17 protein-coding genes are annotated in these 18695 nt (G+C 44.9%); 9 read left to right on the top strand and 8 right to left on the bottom strand.

Annotated elements, in window-relative coordinates; genetic code table 11:
- Window positions 1–23: 23 nt before the first annotated feature.
- Both rpsJ and ACE01T_RS04385 read right to left on the bottom strand, forming a co-directional pair.
- A complete protein-coding gene (gene rpsJ / locus ACE01T_RS04390) occupies window positions 24–335 on the bottom strand; it encodes a 30S ribosomal protein S10 (protein ID WP_000070912.1) in 312 nt (103 codons plus the stop codon).
- Window positions 336–605: 270 nt separating this feature from the next.
- Window positions 606–1343 carry a type 1 glutamine amidotransferase gene (locus ACE01T_RS04385; RefSeq protein WP_180080462.1) on the bottom strand — a complete coding sequence of 246 codons (738 nt, stop codon included), beginning with the start codon at window positions 1341–1343 and terminating at the stop codon, window positions 606–608.
- 159 nt (window positions 1344–1502) lie between these two features.
- On the opposite strand from ACE01T_RS04385, the gene ACE01T_RS04380 reads away from it, so the two are divergent.
- The 5 genes from ACE01T_RS04380 (at window position 1503) to ACE01T_RS04360 (ending at window position 6904) form a co-directional block, all read left to right on the top strand.
- Window positions 1503–2708 carry a PLP-dependent transferase gene (locus ACE01T_RS04380; RefSeq protein ID WP_180080466.1) on the top strand — a complete coding sequence of 402 codons (1206 nt, stop codon included), beginning with the start codon at window positions 1503–1505 and terminating at the stop codon, window positions 2706–2708.
- Between the two features lie 746 nt (window positions 2709–3454).
- On the top strand, window positions 3455–4663 hold the full coding sequence (gene hmpA / locus ACE01T_RS04375; RefSeq protein WP_180080469.1) for an NO-inducible flavohemoprotein: 1209 nt from the start codon (window positions 3455–3457) through the stop codon (window positions 4661–4663).
- Between the two features lie 92 nt (window positions 4664–4755).
- Complete coding sequence (locus tag ACE01T_RS04370; protein WP_180080472.1) at window positions 4756–5199, top strand: RrF2 family transcriptional regulator; 444 nt, start codon at window positions 4756–4758, stop codon at window positions 5197–5199.
- Window positions 5200–5279: 80 nt separating this feature from the next.
- A complete protein-coding gene (gene yihA / locus ACE01T_RS04365; protein ID WP_086195780.1) occupies window positions 5280–6143 on the top strand; it encodes a ribosome biogenesis GTP-binding protein YihA/YsxC in 864 nt (287 codons plus the stop codon).
- Between the two features lie 341 nt (window positions 6144–6484).
- Window positions 6485–6904, top strand: coding sequence for a VOC family protein (locus ACE01T_RS04360; RefSeq protein ID WP_180080475.1), 420 nt, complete (start codon window positions 6485–6487; stop codon window positions 6902–6904).
- Here ACE01T_RS04360 and ACE01T_RS04355 read toward each other — a convergent pair.
- A complete protein-coding gene (locus ACE01T_RS04355; protein ID WP_180080478.1) occupies window positions 6901–8136 on the bottom strand; it encodes a dicarboxylate/amino acid:cation symporter in 1236 nt (411 codons plus the stop codon). The genes ACE01T_RS04360 and ACE01T_RS04355 overlap by 4 nt on opposite strands.
- 389 nt (window positions 8137–8525) lie before the next feature.
- Window positions 8526–9398 carry an acyl-CoA thioesterase gene (locus tag ACE01T_RS04350; RefSeq protein ID WP_086195783.1) on the bottom strand — a complete coding sequence of 291 codons (873 nt, stop codon included), beginning with the start codon at window positions 9396–9398 and terminating at the stop codon, window positions 8526–8528.
- A gap of 291 nt (window positions 9399–9689) precedes the next feature.
- On the opposite strand from ACE01T_RS04350, the gene plsB reads away from it, so the two are divergent.
- Complete coding sequence (gene plsB / locus ACE01T_RS04345; RefSeq protein ID WP_395518817.1) at window positions 9690–12266, top strand: glycerol-3-phosphate 1-O-acyltransferase PlsB; 2577 nt, start codon at window positions 9690–9692, stop codon at window positions 12264–12266.
- Window positions 12267–12434: 168 nt separating this feature from the next.
- Here the strand turns inward: plsB and ACE01T_RS04340 are convergent, their stop codons facing one another.
- Window positions 12435–13241: an NAD-dependent epimerase/dehydratase family protein gene (locus ACE01T_RS04340; RefSeq protein WP_395518816.1), complete on the bottom strand. Its 807-nt coding sequence runs from the start codon at window positions 13239–13241 to the stop codon at window positions 12435–12437.
- A 35-nt stretch (window positions 13242–13276) separates the two neighbouring features.
- Here ACE01T_RS04340 and recG point away from each other — a divergent pair, with 35 nt between their 5' ends.
- Window positions 13277–15322 carry an ATP-dependent DNA helicase RecG gene (gene recG / locus ACE01T_RS04335; RefSeq protein ID WP_180080498.1) on the top strand — a complete coding sequence of 682 codons (2046 nt, stop codon included), beginning with the start codon at window positions 13277–13279 and terminating at the stop codon, window positions 15320–15322.
- Window positions 15323–15456: 134 nt separating this feature from the next.
- Complete coding sequence (locus tag ACE01T_RS04330) at window positions 15457–16089, top strand: ComF family protein (protein ID WP_180080501.1); 633 nt, start codon at window positions 15457–15459, stop codon at window positions 16087–16089.
- Between the two features lie 82 nt (window positions 16090–16171).
- Here the strand turns inward: ACE01T_RS04330 and ACE01T_RS04325 are convergent, their stop codons facing one another.
- Together ACE01T_RS04325 and ACE01T_RS04320 are read right to left on the bottom strand one after the other, a co-directional pair.
- Complete coding sequence (locus ACE01T_RS04325) at window positions 16172–16579, bottom strand: NUDIX hydrolase (RefSeq protein ID WP_180080504.1); 408 nt, start codon at window positions 16577–16579, stop codon at window positions 16172–16174.
- Window positions 16576–17175: an LOG family protein gene (locus tag ACE01T_RS04320; RefSeq protein ID WP_166168693.1), complete on the bottom strand. Its 600-nt coding sequence runs from the start codon at window positions 17173–17175 to the stop codon at window positions 16576–16578. The genes ACE01T_RS04325 and ACE01T_RS04320 overlap by 4 nt, the downstream gene beginning before the upstream one ends.
- A 149-nt stretch (window positions 17176–17324) precedes the next feature.
- On the opposite strand from ACE01T_RS04320, the gene ACE01T_RS04315 reads away from it, so the two are divergent.
- Window positions 17325–18338 (top strand): CorA family divalent cation transporter, encoded by a 1014-nt coding sequence (locus tag ACE01T_RS04315; RefSeq protein WP_086195789.1) that lies wholly within the window; start codon window positions 17325–17327, stop codon window positions 18336–18338.
- 191 nt (window positions 18339–18529) lie between these two features.
- On the opposite strand, the gene ACE01T_RS04310 is transcribed toward ACE01T_RS04315, so the two are convergent.
- Window positions 18530–18695 (bottom strand): IS3 family transposase (locus tag ACE01T_RS04310; protein WP_395518826.1); only part of this gene is annotated, 166 nt, incomplete at its 5' end.

The raw sequence follows: 18695 nt of genomic DNA, 5'->3' as shown, positions 1-18695 counted from the left end.
AGAGCGTTAATTAACCGAAAGCCTTAACCCAAAGCGATCTGAACATCAACACCAGCTGCAAGATCCAACTTCATCAATGCATCAACAGTTTTATCTGTAGGTTGAACGATGTCGATCAAACGTTTGTAAGTGCGGATCTCGTATTGGTCACGCGCATCTTTGTTAACGTGTGGTGATGTTAAAACGTTGAAACGTTCGATGCGAGTAGGCATCGGGATTGGACCACACACTTGTGCGCCAGTACGTTTTGCTGTTTCTACGATCTCTTGAGCTGATTGATCAATTAAACGGTGATCAAAAGACTTAAGACGGATACGAATTCTCTGGTTAGACATACCAGTTAACTCCAAGCCAAATATATATAAAGAATCACTCTTGACGCATCTCACCCCACTTTATGTGGGCAAGTGTCAAGAGCAGTGAATTATCACTAAGGTCATGATCGATGCCACGACTGTCACGATGTTAACTACTTTATTCGTAGCCAACCCCCTTTCATCAAAGGGTCGCCCATTATAGCGATTGTTTAACGCTTAAGCAAATCCCTTTTTAACTTTTTCCTCTTTTTTTCTGTTTATCCTTTTAGTATTTTGTTTAAAAATAACTCAGCATGCTGTTTTTTGTAAAACGTACTCTATTGCCTGGTTTAGTATTTGATTTCCTTTAATAAAGTCACTTTTTGACATACTTTTTAATTGACGTTCCGTTTGCACATATTGACCGGAAAAGCTCTCTAACTCTTCATCATTTTCTAAAAACAGTTGCAGTACCTCCGGGGTTATTTCAGGATGAAATTGAAATCCCAAGACATTTTTTCCAATTTGATACATTTGATTGCGGCAGGCATCATTTTCCGCCAGATGAATAGCGCCTTTCGGGATTTCAAAGGTTTCACTGTGCCATTGCATGACCTTAAACTGTTCTGGCAACTCAAAACACTCTTCAGACACATGCTTCACCCTACGTACCTCTGTCAAACCTAACTCCTGCTGTTCATTGCGCCTGACCGCCGCCCCCAAAGCATTGGCAATCAATTGCCCGCCCAGACACAAACCAAGGGCCGGTTTACCCATAGATAAATAACGCCTGATCCAGCGCTTTTCTACTTTTAACCAGGGATAATTTGCTTCATCATTAACACTCATTGCTCCACCCATAATGATGAGCAAATCTACATCTTCCACTTGCGGCAAAGCCTCGATATCAAGTGGTCGATCTACAGGTAAGGCAAAAAATTCCGTTGCGGTAATTTTAGCGTGATGCTGTTTTAAGAATTGATAACAACTGCCGAACCCTTCACCAGCAATATGCTGAAAATAATGTACTCTTAAATGCGACTTCATGCGCCTCCGCCTATTGTTTTAGCTCTGCCATAGTTTTAGCAAGAATGAAGCCAACTTTAGGCGTAAATTAAGGTTTCTATACATTTCGGCATTTATATAGCCTAATCCGCGTGTTTCTCTTAAGCTAAGACTAATTTTGGTACGACTTAGAGCATCACCTTGAAAAAAAACTCACAAACAGCCCTCATTCACGCACCACGAAAAGCCCCACAATATATTTCTACCGTTCAACCTCCCGTGTTTCGTGCATCGACGATTATTTTTGAGAACACCGATGCACTGTTTAATCGCCACTGGAGCGATGATTATGATTATAGTTATGGCACCCACGGCACACCTACAACCTTTACTTTAGGCGACAACATTGCCCAGATCGAAGGCGGAAAATATTGCCTGCTGGCACCAAGTGGCTTGTCGGCTATTAATTTAGTGAATTCATGTTTTCTTACCCAGGGGGATGAAGTCTGGGTGGCAGACAACATTTATGGCCCAAACATGGAACACCTGCGTAACCTGCAAACGCGTTATGGTATTAGCATTAAAGTATATAATCCGATTGATGCAGAGGCTTTCCAGCCTACCGATAAAGCCAAACTCATCTGGTTAGAAGCAGCAGGTTCCGTGACCCTGGAATTTCCCGACCTGATCAATCTGGTGAAAAAAGCCAAAGCGCATAACATACTGACAGCACTGGATAATACCTGGGGTGCAGGGCTGGCTTTTAATGCCTTCGATTTTGGCGATGAGCATTTAAGTGTAGATGTGACTGTACATGCATTGACCAAATATCCAAGTGGTGGCGGTGACATCTTGATGGGTTCAGTAGTGACCTGTGACCAGAAACTGCATCATCAATTATTCCGGATGCATGCCATTCAGGGGATTAGTGTGTCGGGTGATGATGTAGCACAGGTACAACGTAGTCTGGCTTCAATGCAGGTGCGCTATCAACACCAGTCTGAAAGCTGTCTAACACTACTGGACTGGCTCAAACAGCAATCAGAATTTGTCCAAGTGCTACATCCTGCCAATACCGAATCAGCAGGACATCAATACTGGAAAGAAATTTGTAAGGAAGAACACAGTGCCGGTCTGGTCAGTGTGATTTTTAAGCCCGAATATACCCTAGAAGATATCCGTCGCTTCTGCGATGCACTAGAACTGTTTAAACTGGGCTTTAGCTGGGGCGGACCGATCAGTCTGGTCATGCTGTACAACCTGAAAGATATGCGTGTACTGGAACATTCCCACTTAAAAGAAGGACTTTTAGTCCGTTTTTGTATCGGACTCGAACATTCTCAAGATTTAATCCAGGATATCAAACAGGCATTACAGCAGTTAAACCAGCAAAAAATTAAAGAATAAAAAGGATCTACCTATCATCAGCGTCAGGAAAATGCTACCAGTACACACCCAAAAATTGTTTTACATTCACAATTTTTTCCGGCACCACGGTTTGATTGCCGGGGCAGTCGGAACTGGTAAAAAGATGATCCTCGTGTTTGACAGAAAAATTTACCTATGGGGAGGCTGGTATTTTTGGCTGCGGCCGAATACCCGCCTACTCTTCCTTTAATCCAATTAATTCAATGCAGCCTGAAAAATGTAACCTACTGATCAGCCATAGCGTAATTACCAGCATGGATAAACAAAGTCTGGATTTTGAATGTCTATTGAAAAGTTACAAAACCAAGTAGCAGCAAGTGCATCAAACAAAAAAGAAAAACCGCTTTAGAAAACAGTAACCCAGCGAAGCAGAAGTTCTGTCCACACAACAGCTGCGCCAATAACAGCACCTAACACTAGAGCAGAAAAAACATGCTGCACGCCCCGCACAACAGTATAAAAAGCTGATTCAAGATACTGCCTATACTTTTGCCACCCGTGCTACAAGCAACTTAGGAGGCTCGACCGGGCAAAATAGTCCGCTATTTAGAAGATTTACTAATGGCAGAAAATAATCTGGTTTACAAATCAAAAGCAATCAAACCATCGGATATTCTTATATTCCATAATTTTTTTATGGTTTAACCAAAAATAGGTGTTGTAAAAAGATTTTATAACATGTATTTTGAGTACATCTTATAAATAACAGCCATGAGAGATCAAACATGACTCCGCAGCAAATTGACCTAGTAAAAGCCACTGTTCCTGTACTCCGTGAAAATGGCGTAGCATTAACTGGTTATTTTTATAACCGTATGTTGGGCAATAATCCAGATCTAAAAGAAACATTTAATATGGGGCACCAGCGCAGTGGTGCACAGGCACAAGCTCTTGCAGGCGCCGTGTTGGCTTATGCTGAAAACATTGAAGATCCTTCTGTGCTTTTGCCTGTAGTTGAGTTAATCGCACACAAACACGTTAGCCTGAACATTCAAGCCCCTGACTATAATATTGTTGGTGAAAACCTGCTTCATTCCATCAGTGAAGTTCTAAGCATTTCAATGGACGATCCACTCATTGGCGCTTGGGCAGCAGCTTATGGTCAACTGGCAGACCTGTTCATCAGCACTGAAAAAGCCATTTACGATCAGCATCAACAAACCAAAGGTAGTTGGTTAGGCTGGCGTAACTTCAAGATTGCCAATAAAGTCGTTGAAAGCGATGAAATCACCTCTTTCTATCTTCAACCTGTCGATGGCGGCGCATTGCCGAAATACGAAGCCGGCCAATATATTTCAGTACGTGTTTTCGTTGAAGAACTTGGCTTGAAACAGCCTCGTCAATATACGCTTTCCACTTGCCCACAAGCGGATTATTTACGTATCTCGGTAAAACGTGAAGATCAAAAAGGCGATATGGTTCCAGGTTGGGTGTCGAACACCCTACATAGCTTGCCAGAAGGTTCAGAAATTGAAGTTTCTGCACCAACAGGTAATTTCTACCTGATCGACCCAAATAAACGTAATGTGTTCATCAGTGGCGGTGTAGGTTTAACGCCAATGATTGCCATGCTGAATCAGCTGGTGACTCTGGATATGCCACAGCCTGTGACCTTTATCCATGCCTGCCGTAGCAAACAAGTGCATGCAATGCATCAACATATTCAGGAGTTGAAAGCAAAATATCCTCGTCTTAGCACATTTACCGCTTATGAGTTCCCACATTCAGGCGATAAATTAGGTGAAGATTATGATGTTGCCGGTCGCCTGGACTTAAGCACCCTAGATAGCGCATTGTTACCTGTCAATGCCGACTACTATCTGTGTGGTCCAATGCCATTTATGGCTGAACAGCAAAAGGTGCTGGTTGCTCGCGGCATCCCTGCTGAAAACATTCACAGTGAAGCCTTTGGCACAGGTGGCGTAAAACACTAGCCTGCTGGGTCAGCATAAAATAAAGAGGGGCTGGTCTAGTTATGCTAGACTAGCCCTTATCTATTCATTTTTTGAAAAATATCAGCACGATCATGCAATTAAATAAATTCACCGACTATGCTTTGCGTATCTTAATGTATATTGCCCAGCCACGGGATATGCCTTATACCATTGCAGAAATTGCCCAAGACTTGCATGTGTCTAAAAACCATTTAGTGAAAATTGTGCATTTTATGAGCAAACAGAACTGGCTGATTACCACGCGAGGCAAAGGCGGCGGGATTGGACTCAACCCTGAGGCTCTTGAATTGAACCTGGGTCAAGTCGTACGCATCCTGCAAGGTGAAAACCAGATTGTCGAATGCAATACCCCACCCTGCGTACTGCGTTCTCAGTGCGGACTAAAAGGCTTTCTCGATCAGGCAGTGGAACAGTTTTATCTAAGCCTAGATCAATACACCCTGGCTCAGGTTTTAAATAACTCTCCGGCAGCCAAATACACCACTCAATCTCCAATCCAGATGATCAATCTCTAATTCCTGCGCTTGCAAAGTTCGCTTGCCCGAACGACTTCCTTTATAATGTTCGCTTGTAGATCATTTATTGAAGTTGAGTTATGCATCACAGCAGAGGAAAATCGAAAAACAGTAAGACAGCCCATGCGCCCAAGCAAAAGATCAGCTATGAGAAAAAAGTTGATCCTGCCATTACTGAGTACTCTGTTCGCGCATTGAACTGGTTGCGTAAAGCCGAATTTTTGATGAGCGCGCCAAAGCTGAGCCTTTGCGTTGAAGATACCGGTTATGAAGTTGCTTTTGCCGGACGTTCCAATGCCGGCAAGTCAAGTGCGATTAATGCCTTAACCAACCAGAAACAGCTGGCACGTGCCTCTAAAAAGCCGGGCCGTACCCAAATGATTAACTTCTTCAGCCTTGGCAATCCAGAGCAGCGTCTGGTCGATTTGCCGGGTTATGGCTATGCAGCTGTACCTGAAGCAATGAAAATTGTCTGGCAAAAAGAATTGGAAAACTACCTGATTCATCGTCAGAGTTTGCAAGGTCTGGTGCTGCTGATGGATATCCGTCATCCGCTGCAACATTTTGACGTGATGATGCTGGAATGGGCCTACTCACGTAAATTGTTCGTGCATGTCTTGCTGACCAAATCAGACAAACTGAATCGTGGACCGGCATCCAAAGCATTGCAAGAAGTGAAAGCGGCATTGAAAAAAATGAAGCTGGATTTCTCCATTCAATTGTTTTCATCTCTCAACAAGCAAGGCCTCGAAGAGCTGGCCAGTGTGATGGGTGGCCGTTTGAACTTCACCCTTGAGCAATCAAGCCAATTTGATCTAGACAGCATCCCTGCAGCCAGTCTTGATGATCTGGATGAACCACTCGAATCTTTAGAACTGGCAGAGGAAGAATGCGAGACTGAAATTGCCGAAGATGCCACTGATCAGAGCCGACAAGCGGATTGATCGGGTCTGTCTGACAAAAATCCTCATCCATTGATATTGCAGTGTCCTGTATTGCTCATCACAATGCGGGACATTTTTTCATACTGACCTTAAGCTCAAGTACAGTACTGCACAGAAAAATAATAAGGACAGTATGATGAAACTTCTCTCCCGTTTAAGGAACATCAAACTCAGCTGATTCATGAGCAATCCTATTCATCTGCCCAAAGTGACCTAGTCCTTTTTATCATCCATATAACACTAAAATTTCTGTATACAATTTCCACACAGTCGGGCTTTATGTCCTGCTTTTGATTTGTTCTAAGATAAAAGTCCAGGAAAACAACAATAAGGACAACCCTATGCAAGCACGGATTTCAGTCATTACTCTTGGGGTACGCGATCTGGAAAAATCATTACAGTTTTATCGTGAAGGTTTGGGTCTACACTGTGAAGGAATCACGGGTCAGGAATTTGAATATGGTGCGGTGGCCTTTATTGAACTACAGTCAGGCCTGAAACTCGCTTTATGGCCACAAAGCAGCATTCAACAGGATACCGGACTGGAACTGACGCCGATGTGTGCCACGCAAATGACCTTAGGGCAAAATGTCTATAGCCCACTGGAAGTTGATCAGGTCATGGCTCAAGCAGCACATGCCGGTGCCAGAATCATTAAACCCGCACAAGCTACCTTTTACGGCGGCTATGCGGGTTATTTCCAAGATCCCGATGGTCATGTCTGGGAAATTGTATTTAATCCCAGCTTGGAACTAGACTAATCAACTTGCGCTTCACGGCTATAACGATCGACCACGACACTGATCATCATGTCGCCCTGAACATTGACCACGGTACGCACGGTATCCAGCAAACGGTCAATCGGCAGTAAGATGGCAATGGCTTCTGCCGGTAAACCGACTGATTGCAGCACCATAATCATGGTCACCATACCGGCACTTGGAATACCCGGCGCACCCAGCGAGGCAATCATGGCGGTTGCACAGACCACCAGTTGCTGGCCCAAACTTAAGTCCAGCCCCATCAGGTTGGCAATAAAAAGTGCTGCCGCAGCTTCATACAGCGCCGTGCCATCCATGTTCAGCTGAGTGCCCAAAGGAATGACAAAGCCTGCGGTTTGTGGACGTACCTTTAAATTTTCCTGCGCGCATTTCATCGACAGTGGCATGGTAGCCGAACTGGAACTGGTGGCAAATGCGGTAATCAGCGCAGCGCGTGTACCTTTAAAGAAAGTGATCGGACTCATCTTGCCAAAAATCCATAGCAACAAAGGCAATACTACTGCACCATGGAAAATGGTCGTTCCGGTCACCACGGCAGCAAACTCGGCCAGACGGCTTAATACGGAAATGTCTTCAGTTGAAATCAGTTTTGCCAGTAAGGCAAAAATACCAAGCGGTGCCAGCTTCATCACCCAGCTAATCATCAGCATCATGATGTCAAAAAATTGCAGGCTTAACTTGCGTACACTGCGGAAATTATCTCCGCCTTTGACCAGAGCCACGCCAATAAACAGGGCAAATACTACTACCGCCAGCACATTGCCTTCAGCAAAGGCTTTAAAGGGATTAATCAGGGTATTTTGAATAAAATTGGTGAAGAAGGACGATGGCGTTAAGGTATCGGGCGTTTGATGACTGTTCATGGCATCCTGAAACATCACGATATCCACACCCTTGCCCACATTAAACAAATGGGCACAGCTTAAGCCTAAAATGAGCGCCAAGGTGGTGGTGGTCACACAGCACAGTAGAGTGATTTTCCAGACTCGCCCCAACTGTCCACCGGCCTGCAAGTTCGAAACGCCGACCACAATCGAACTGAAAATCAGGGGAATCAGCAGCATTTTTAATAAACCAATAAAAATGCTGCTGGCCAGCCCCAAACCATAGAGACTGATATCGAAAAACTGGGTATTTGGAAACAGGTTTAACAGAAACCCGAATGCCACCCCTAAAATCGCAGCAATCAATATTTGTGTATTTAAGCTCATCACGACATGCTTTTTATCATTAAGTCCTGTCAGGCACTATGCCATGGCCTATTTTTAGAATCGAGGAATTTTTTGTCACAAGCTCAGCATAAATGAATAAAAGCCAGCGGCTCACTTAGTCTGAATCATCAACACTTCGTTAAACTGATGGCATAAAATCTGCTTATGAATAAATACGCATTCAGCCAATAATTAAAAGAGAATCAATATGAAAAAAATCATGCTTATGACCGTGCTACTTCTGCATATTCCCTTGGCATTTGCCCATCCAAACCATGGCTGCCATAAAGACATCTCCGAGGATATCCCTCGCTGCCACTAAATCACAATGATCAAGACAAGCATAAAAAACCGGACAGCAGCTCCGGTTTTTTATGCCATTTTGAGCCTTATTGGGTTTCAATTTCACGCAAGCGGATCAAACCTTCCTGAGTGGTGCTGCACACTAGCTCGCCATTTTGCCACATACGGCCAAAATTCAGTCCGCGCGAACTGGCACTAATGGTGGCCTCCATATCATAGAGCATCCACTCATCAACACGAAATGGCTTATGGAAGTACATGGCATGGTCAATGCTGGCACATTGCAGACTCGGAGAAATATAACTTAAACCATGTGGACGTAAAGCCGTAGTCATTAAGGTAAAGTCCGAGTAGAAAGCCGCAATAGCCTGATGCAATGAAATTTCATCGACCTTCTGGGAAATCTGACCATGGGTGCGGATATAGTGAGCGTATGATGGGGCTTCAGGCTGTGGCTGGAATGGATTTTGTGGATTGACCGGACGAATGTCCACATGACGGTCACGCATAAAACTGGCACGCACATTTTCCGGCACAAATTCGACCAGCTGTGCTTTGAGCTCTGCTTCACTTTTCAGGTCTTCAACCGCAGGATATTCCGGCTCGGAGATTTGATAATTCAAGCCTTCTTCCGGGCTGGCAAATGAAATCATGGCGGTAAAAATCGTCCGCCCATGCTGAATGGCACGCACCTGACGACTGACAAAACTCTTGCCATCACGCAATCGGTCCACTTCATAAATAATCGGTGCGTTGACATCTCCGCCATATAAAAAATAGGCATGTAATGAATGTGCCGGACGATCTGCGGTATAGGATGCCGCGCGTAAGGCCTGCCCCAACACCTGCCCACCAAAGACCCGCTTACCGACCAGATTACGGCTTTGCCCCCGGTAAATATTTTCTTCAATTTTTTCAAGACTTAGTAATTCAACCAGCTCTTGGGTTAAGGCATTCATAAGCAACCTGTTTTAATGTGGGATACCTAAAATCTAGGCGAAAAATTTCAATCAATCAGCTAAGCTATAATTGCTATTCTGCCACAAATCCCGACTAAAGCCCTACAGTTCAACTGACTGGTCTGTCACGCGATTTGTGCTGAATATTCGCTAAAAATACGATTTTTAACGATAAAATTTAACACTCAATATGCATTTTGTCAGAAAATGACATATTGTTTTCAATTACAATACTACAAAACTATTTCCCCTCAGAAATCTGTGGTTTCGGTCATTTAAGTAGGAGTATGTATGTCCAAGAGTGGCTTTGGTCAAATCTATCGTCAGCTTTCCAGTAAGCTGCTTGACCTGGTGGTAACCCCACATGTTCTTGGTGAGGTTCCTACTGAACCGACAACTACAGAAGTAAATTCCCGGACAGAGCAACCCGTTCAACAAAAAGTGGTGTGCTATGTATTACAAAATTATTCACGTAGCAATGCACTGATTGTCGATGGCGAAACCCGCCGTCTGAAACTGTCACCGGCATTAGATCCGCTGGTGGTGGGTGATCATAAAGAAAAAGCATCAGTACTGTTCTTGCAGCATCATGATGAAAACAATTTACTCAATCCGCCACTGCATGCCTTTCCGCCACGCTTATTGCGCCTGATCGACATTCTGGAACATCATCCTCAGGTTGATATTGAACTGATTCCGGTTACCGTATTATGGGGACGTTCACCAGACAAAGAAGATTCCTGGCTGAAACTGCTATTTACCGACACCTGGGCAACACCAGGTACCGTTAAACAGCTGGTGAATATTGGCCTGCATGGTCGCCAATCCTATCTGGAATTCCATCAGGGCCAGTCTTTACGCCAGCTGATCGAATTTGCCAAACAGACCCATCCAAACCTGTCACCTGCAACGTATATTCTTAACAAACTAAACAACTATTTAGATGGTCAGCGTGAAGTCGTGCTCGGCCCGGATCTTTCAGATCGCCGCAATGTGATGCATTCACTGATCAAATCTACTGATGTGCAGGATGCCATCCGTCGTGAAAGCATCCGTGGCAAAATCAGCATGATTGAAGCTGAACGTCGTGCTATTGGCTATTTAAACGAGATTGTATCGGACTATTCACATTCGGCCGTACGTTTTGCCGATATGGCGCTAACCCGTTTATGGACCCAGCTCTATGATGGCGTTGAAGTGCATAATTTCAGTACCGTGCGGGAACTGGCCAAAGACTACGAGATTATTTATACCCCTTGTCACCGCAGTCATATTGACTATTTATTACTGTCTTATGTGATTTATAAACGCGGCATGATGGTGCCCTACATTGCTGCCGGCGATAACTTGAACATGCCTTTTGTCGGACAATTATTGCGTGGTGGCGGTGCCTTCTTTATTCGCCGTACTTTCCGTGGTAATGGTCTGTACACCACAGTATTTAAAGAATATCTATTCAACATTCTTTCCCGTAACACCCCACTGGAATACTTTATTGAAGGCGGTCGTTCACGCACGGGACGTTTGCTGCCAGCAAAAACCGGTATGCTGGCCATGACGGTTCACGGGCATTTGCGTGGCCGTTCCAAACCGATCGTGTTTGTACCGACCTATATTGGCTACGAACGCCTGATGGAAGGTACCACCTATGTCGGCGAAATGAATGGTAAAGACAAAGAATCCGAATCAATCATGGGCATTTTAAAAACCCTGCGCAAAATCGAACGTATCTTTGGCCAGGTGCATGTGAACTTTGGTGAGCCGGTATTCCTCGATGACATGCTGAAACAGCATGGTGCGGAAAATATTAAAATTGCCAAGAATGATGATCCGATTCCGCAAGAAGTGTCTGATACAGTAAACAGTGCTGCGCATGCGATTCTGGAAAACATTAACCGTGCTGTGGTGATCAATCCGGTATCGCTGCTTTCGCTAATTCTATTGGCTACGCCTAAACATACGCTGGATGAAGAAATCTGCATCAAGCAACTGGATGCCTACCGTAAGCTATTGACTGCATTGCCTTATGATGCACGTACTCAGGTAACACCGCTTTCAGGCAAGGAAATTATTGCATACGGTTTAAAATTGAAACTGATTAAACGTGTGAAGCATGTCCTAGGTGATATCATTGCCATTGAAGACAATCAGGCAGTATTGCTGACTTATTTCCGTAACAACATTCTGCATGCCTTCGTGTTGCCGTCACTGATTGCTGCGCTGGTTGAACATAATGGTTCGATTCGCCGTGGCGATTTGATCAATGTCATCCGCACCCTTTATCCATTCCTAAAAGCGGAACTGTTCCTGAAATGGCAAGATGAAGAGCTGAAAGATCAGATCTGTGCTTATGCAGAAGCGCTGATTCAGGCGAAACTGATTGCTGAAGATAGCGAGGGCAACCTGCTTTCCCCTGCACCAAATTCAGAAGATCACAATCAGCTGGTAGTGCTTGCTGCACCTGTGATGCAAAGTCTGGAGCGTTACTATATGACCCTGACTTTAATCACCCAGCGTGGTTCAGGCAACATCTCTACCCGTCAGGTGGAAGAGCTCAGTCATCTGGTTGGTCAACGTCTGTCGGTATTGTATGAATTCAACTCACCGGAGTTCTTTGATAAATCGCTGTTCCAGAGTTTCATTAAAGTGCTGACTCAGCAGGGCTATATCCGTAACAATGAAGATAACGCCATTGTGTTTGACGAGAACTTCCAAAACGTGGCTCAGTACGCCAATCTGGTACTGGATGATGTGACCTTGCAGATGCTTCAGCACATTACTGCCTTCAGCGATGAAGAGTTAAAAGAAGCTTTGGATGCCGTTGCGGCGCAGCAAGCGAAACGCCGTTTGAAACGGAAGAAGAAATAAGAGTCTTAAGTATTCCCTCTCCTGAAAGGAGAGGGTTAGGGAGAGGTCTATTAATACACTTCTAAGCTATTATAAAGCGTAAGTGAGGGCTAGGGAGAGGTTAATTAAAGAACACTCCTCCTAAACTCCTCCCATAGGGAGGAGGAATTTCAAATATCAAGGTGACATTCACTCCGTCTTTAATAATTCTGCATAATCCCCAAAACAATCCTCATGCTCTAGCTGAAATCCAGTTTCCACCATGCGCATCGCATAAATCCGTTTCCCCGTTTCTTTTTGACTTTCTAAGGCCAGTTCAGCTAAATCCAATTGCCATTGAAACCACTGAATCACTTCATGTAAAGGTACAGGCTGATTATTGGTGACAATATAGGACGGTTCTGGATGTTCCACGTGAATCAGTTGCGCCAGGAATCGCGCCAGATCATCGATATGAATCCGGTTAGACCAGTGAATTTGAGGATAGTTTTGGGTCGTTGCAGCCAGCTTGATCATCCTTGCCACGGACGTGCCATAAATTCCTGTAGGACGGATCACCACACAGCGTTCAGTGAATGCCTGTTGATAGAGTTGCTCCATTTTCCAGAGTAACTTGCCCTGCTCATCCACAGGCTGAAGAGCAGATTCATCATCAATCCGCTCGCCCGCATTTTCACCATAAACCCGAGTTGACGACACCACCACAATTTTTTGCACTGGATGGGACTTTAAGGCTTGAACAATCGGAGCCACTGAATCGACATAAGTCTGCTGATAGCCTTCCACAGAACTTTGTGACGGCGACAATAAAACATAGACCCAATCCACAGGTTCAAGATGAGTCAAATCAAGCTGATGCACATCCTGAATTAGATGATTTGCATAAACATCAGTTTTCGGACTTTGGCTGATTGTGGTAATTTGGTGCCCTTGCTGAAATAATTGTTTAGCAACCCGGGTAGATGTTTGACCATAACCTATAAATAATATATGCATTAAGCACCTGATGATTTAACTCAAGTTGAGGGCGAATGGCTGCAGTCCATCAATTGCAAGGGGTAGGAACTGCCTCTGCTGCACTACTGGAAAAACTGAATATTTTTACGACAGATGATTTGCTGTTTCATCTACCGCGTGATTATGAAGATCGTAGCACGATCATCTCCATGAACCAATTGGTCGTGGGGCGCAGTTATTTGCTGGAAGGTATTGTGAAAGGGGTTGATTTTCCACCCGGAAAACGTAAATCCATGGCCATACAGCTCCAGGATGACTTTGGCAAAGTCACCTTGCGTTTTTACCATGTCTATAAAGCCCTGACCGATCGGGCCAAAGTCGGCAACCGCTTGCGCATTTTTGGTGAAGTTCGTGTCGGTGCACGTGGTCTGGAACTGTATCATCCTGAAATTCAGCTGATTACCGAACATACGCCCCTACCGAAAACCCAGCTTACTGCCATTTATCCAGCAACAGAAGGTTTAACCCAGCCCAAGCTGCGTGAATATGTTAAACAGGCACTAAAACAGCATAGTGATGAGCTGCCCGAATTATTGCCGGAAAAATTCACCAATGGTTATGCGCTAAAACAGGCACTGCAATATATTCATGAACCGCCACTGGATGCCAATATGCTACAGCTGGCGCAAGGTTCTCATCCGGCCCAGCAGCGGCTGATTTTTGAAGAGCTGGTGGCCCATCAGATCAGTCTGCTCTCACGGCGTGCCTATATCCAGCAGATTGCCGCCCCCTCTTTTAGCCCAAGTAAAAATTTTGCCAAGCAGTTATTGGCTGGCTTGCCTTTTGAAATGACCGGTGCACAAAAACGGGTCTCCAAAGAAATTATGCAGGACTTAAAACAAAACAAGCCGATGCTACGTCTGGTTCAGGGTGATGTGGGTGCTGGTAAAACACTGGTGGCTGGCGTTGCTGCCTGTCATGCGCTGGAAGAAGGCTGGCAAGTGGCACTGATGGCACCAACGGAAATCCTGGCGGAACAGCATTATCTGAACTTTAAAAAATGGTTTGAGCCTTTAGGTCTGAATGTATCCTGGCTTTCAGGCAAACAGAAAGGCAAAGCTCGTGCAGCAGCTGAGCAAACCATTAAACAAGGCACGGCCAATCTGGTGGTAGGTACTCATGCCCTGTTTCAGGAAAATGTCGAATTTGCCAAACTCGGCCTGGTAATTATTGATGAGCAGCATCGCTTTGGGGTCGATCAGCGACTGGCTCTTCGTAATAAAGGCGTCAACAATACAACCCCGCATCAACTGGTGATGACCGCCACCCCGATTCCCCGCACACTCGCCATGTCTGCTTATGGTGACCTGGATACCTCGGTGATTGACGAACTGCCGCCCGGCCGTACCCCGATTCAGACCGTCACCATTCCTTTAGACCGCCGTGAAGAAGTGCTACAGCGTATTGCTAGCAATTGTGCTGAAGGCAAACAGGCTTACTGGGTCTGCACGTTGGTAGAACAGTCGGAAACGCTGGATGCACAGGCTGCTGAAGCGACTTATCAGGAAATTAAGGAACGTTTTCCTCAGCTCAACATTGGTCTGGTGCATGGCAAAATGAAAGCCGATGAAAAACAATCCGTAATGCAACAGTTTAAAGACAATCAGCTGCAACTCTTGATTGCCACTACGGTCATTGAGGTTGGCGTGGATGTACCAAACGCCTCCATCATGGTAATTGAAAATGCCGAACGTTTGGGACTTTCACAGTTACATCAGTTACGCGGTCGGGTCGGTCGTGGTGCGACTGCCAGTTTCTGTGCCTTGCTATATAAAAATCCGCTTTCGCAAAATGGACAGGAACGGCTGCGCATTATGCGTGAAACCAATGACGGTTTTATCATTGCCGAAAAGGATCTGGAAATTCGCGGGCCGGGTGAATTGCTCGGCACAAAACAAACCGGGGACATGGGCTTTCGGGTCGCCAAGTTAGAACGTGATGATCATTTGCTGAATCAGGCACATTATGTCGCGCAGCAAATCTTAAAAGACTATCCAGACAATGCAGAAGCCCTGTTAAAACGCTGGTTACCTGAAGCCCCTCGCTATGCCTATGTATAAAAATAATGTAAGACACCTATAAAATAACCGGCTGAATCGGTTATTTATTATCGTATAAGTGGCATGGATGCTGCCGATCTTGAAACCACCAATAAACTGTGCAAAATAAAGTTAAATAAAAAGAAGAAGAAAACATGCTGCAATTGATTCACCCCTTACTGCACAAAGCCATGCAGAGCCTTTTCCCCTGTGTACTTTGTGGCATAGACCAGCAACGTCATCATTCAGTCTGTACAGATTGCTGGCAACAATTGCCCTGGTTGAAACAGACCATCCGACGACAGGAAATGGAGATTCAGGTGGCCTGTCATTATGCCTATCCGATGGACCGTATTATTCAAAAATTCAAATATGAACAACAGCTGCACTTTCAAAATCTGCTTACTGGCTCACTTATCGGTCTCAAACTTCCCAAAATCCAAGCCATTGTCCCGATGCCCATTTCCCATCAGCGTTTGGCAGAACGGGGGTATAACCAGTCTTTGGTGCTTGCGAAACTCCTGGCAAAACAGCTGAATATTCCAGTCTGGCAACCGGTTGCACGACTGGCCCAACATTCGCAAAAAGGCTTGAGCCGGATCGAACGGCTGGATCAGATTGACCAGCAGTTTGTGATTGCCACAAAGACCCGTGTGCGTTACCGCAAAGTGCTGATGCTGGATGATGTAGTCACGACCGGCAGTTCGCTACATGCTTTAAAACAGAAACTTGAAGCATTAGGCTGTCAAAAAGTTTATGCAGCCTGTATTGCCAGTGCAGAGATTTAATCTTTGGAAAGGACATACTGATTTCCCCCTTATCTCCTTGAGAAGTGTCGGCTCATCCTTGAGGGAAAAATCCTTTTACCAGTCAGGACATCATGCTTTCTGTTAAAAACCGCTTCACCCACGGCATGACAATTTCACGGGTTAAAGGTGCTAATGGGGTAGTTTGAGCCTCCAGATCGACCCACTTCATTTCGGCAATTTCTGCGGCAATTTTCGGTGCGTGATCTAAAGTCACATAATACAAATAACTCACCAGCTGATGATCCGGCTCGTTGGCAGTGGCAGTTTCAAAACGACCGATGAATTGCTCAATCGAGGCCCGACAGCCTATTTCTTCCTGAATTTCACGCAGCATTGTGATTTCGGGTGGCTCATGGGGTTCAAGCTTGCCACCCACCTGCATAAAGCAGGACGTGTTACGTTTACGCACCACTAACAGTTGCTGTTGATCATTTAAAATAATGGCCGCCGCCACAGTAATGATATTCATGCATGTTTCACCAAAATTTCTTGATCAGCCATACCCCATTTCGGTTGTGGCGCTCGAAAAGCATCAAATTGTTGCAAAATCTCTTCAATGGAATCCGAAGCAATCATACTGTCTGAAAAACGTGGCTGGGTAAAACCTTTTACTGTGGTCAACTGAATAAATTTCAGCAAATCATCGTAAAATCCGGCCACATTTAAAAATGCACAGGGCTTTAAATGAATACCGAGCTGTGACCAGGTCCATTGCTCAAAAATCTCTTCCAGCGTACCTGCACCACCCGGCAAGGCAATAAAGGCATCAGAAAGTTCCGACATCCTGGTTTTACGTTCATGCATATTGGCCACCACATGCAATTCGGTTAAATGCGGATGAGCCAGCTCATGATCCACCAACACCCTTGGAATTACCCCAATGACTTTGCCGCCTGCCTGTAAAGCACTATCGGCCACCATACCCATCAAGCCAGAACGGCCACCGCCATAGACCAGCGTTTTACCTTGCCGGGCAAGGGTTTGTCCCACTTTTTGTGCAGTATCTAAAAAAATCGAATCGGTACCTAAAGCTGAGCCACAAAAAATTGCGATCGATTTCGTCATTGTTTCAGCCTGTTTTGCAGATGTCATATTAATAAAGTAAATTTTCAGGAGATTTTTTAATAAAAAAGCGATTGAATCAGTGTTTTTATTCAATTCCTTGTCTAAAATACACCCATCAATTCACCTATACTGCGCAGGGAAAAGACAGCATGCTTGAAGCCTTTTACGCCACAGAGCGCGGTAGTTTGGAAGATGCCACCATCAATGGTGGTTTTGATCTCCACCCGGATTTAGTGTGGATCGATCTCATTGCCCCATCACAAGAAGAACAACAATGGGTCTTAGATGCTTATGAGCAAAATTTACCGACGCTAAAATCCTTGGAAGATATTTCTTCATCGGCACGATTTTACCGTGATGATGATGGTATTTTACATATCAGCACCTACTTTTTGACAAAAAATAAAAATTTTCAGGTCGATGGCGAAACTGATGACAACTCGAGTATTTTGGCAACCGTGCAAACGGTAGCCTTTATTTTGCATAAACAACACCTGTTTACCCTGCGCGGTGAAAAACTGGTGGCCTTTCGCGCTTTCCGTGCCCGTGCCCGCCGCAATGACTATGAGATTGACTATAAAGACCCGACCTGGGTCTTGCTTGGCTTGCTGGAAGCCAAACTGGATGAACTTGCGGATATCCTGGAAGATATCCACAAGGATCTGGAAAAGTACTCTACCGAAGTGCTCAACAACCGTCATCGTGAACAGATTCTCGATCTGGATGACATGATTACCCGTCTGGCACAATTGGAAGACATACTTGGAAAAGCACAATTGTGTTTAATCGATTTGCGCCGTGTCCTGACTTTCTTGTCCCGTCCACGTGCGTTGGGCAGTCATATTTATGATGCCGATATTCGGGAACTGAGCGAAGATGTTCGATCTCTGGTCGAACATGATGCCTTCCTGTTCCAGAAGGTTCGGTTCTTGCTGGACACCACCTCGGGATTCATTAATACCGAACAGAACGATACCATCCGTCGCTTCTCGATCTTGCCAAGCATGCTCGCACCACCCATGCTGGTTGCCAGTGTGTATGGCATGAATACTGATGTACTGCCCTTTGCACGAGGAACCACCAGCTTCATTATGGTCAGTATTATTTTAGCGGCTTTCTTTATTGGACCGCTGGCCTATTTCCGCTGGAAGAAATGGATTTGATGGGTTTATATTCTCCCTCCTTTTAGGAGGGAGTTAGAGGGAGGTATTTTAAATCCCATCAATTTCATTACTTATCTAAGCTGCTTTACTCGCCAATCTAGCTACAGGAAGAAATCTAGAATTCTAATTTTATCCCCTCTCTCTAACTCTCTCCCTGAGGGAGAGAGGACTGCTCAATATTCATCTTGATCCTAGACAGTATCGTGGACAACAAGTCCCTCTAAATTCTTACAATATTTCTGCTCAAAGGCTTCTGGACTTAACCAGCCGTTTGCAGAATGCCTTCTGACCCGATTGTAATAAATCTCAATATAGTCAAACAATATAGCATTAGCCTCTTTTCGAGTGGCAAACACA

The sequence above is a fragment of the Acinetobacter uliginosus genome (assembly GCF_044130295.1).
Classification (GTDB): Bacteria; Pseudomonadota; Gammaproteobacteria; order Pseudomonadales; family Moraxellaceae; genus Acinetobacter.
This window is presented reverse-complemented; position numbering and strand designations above follow the sequence as displayed.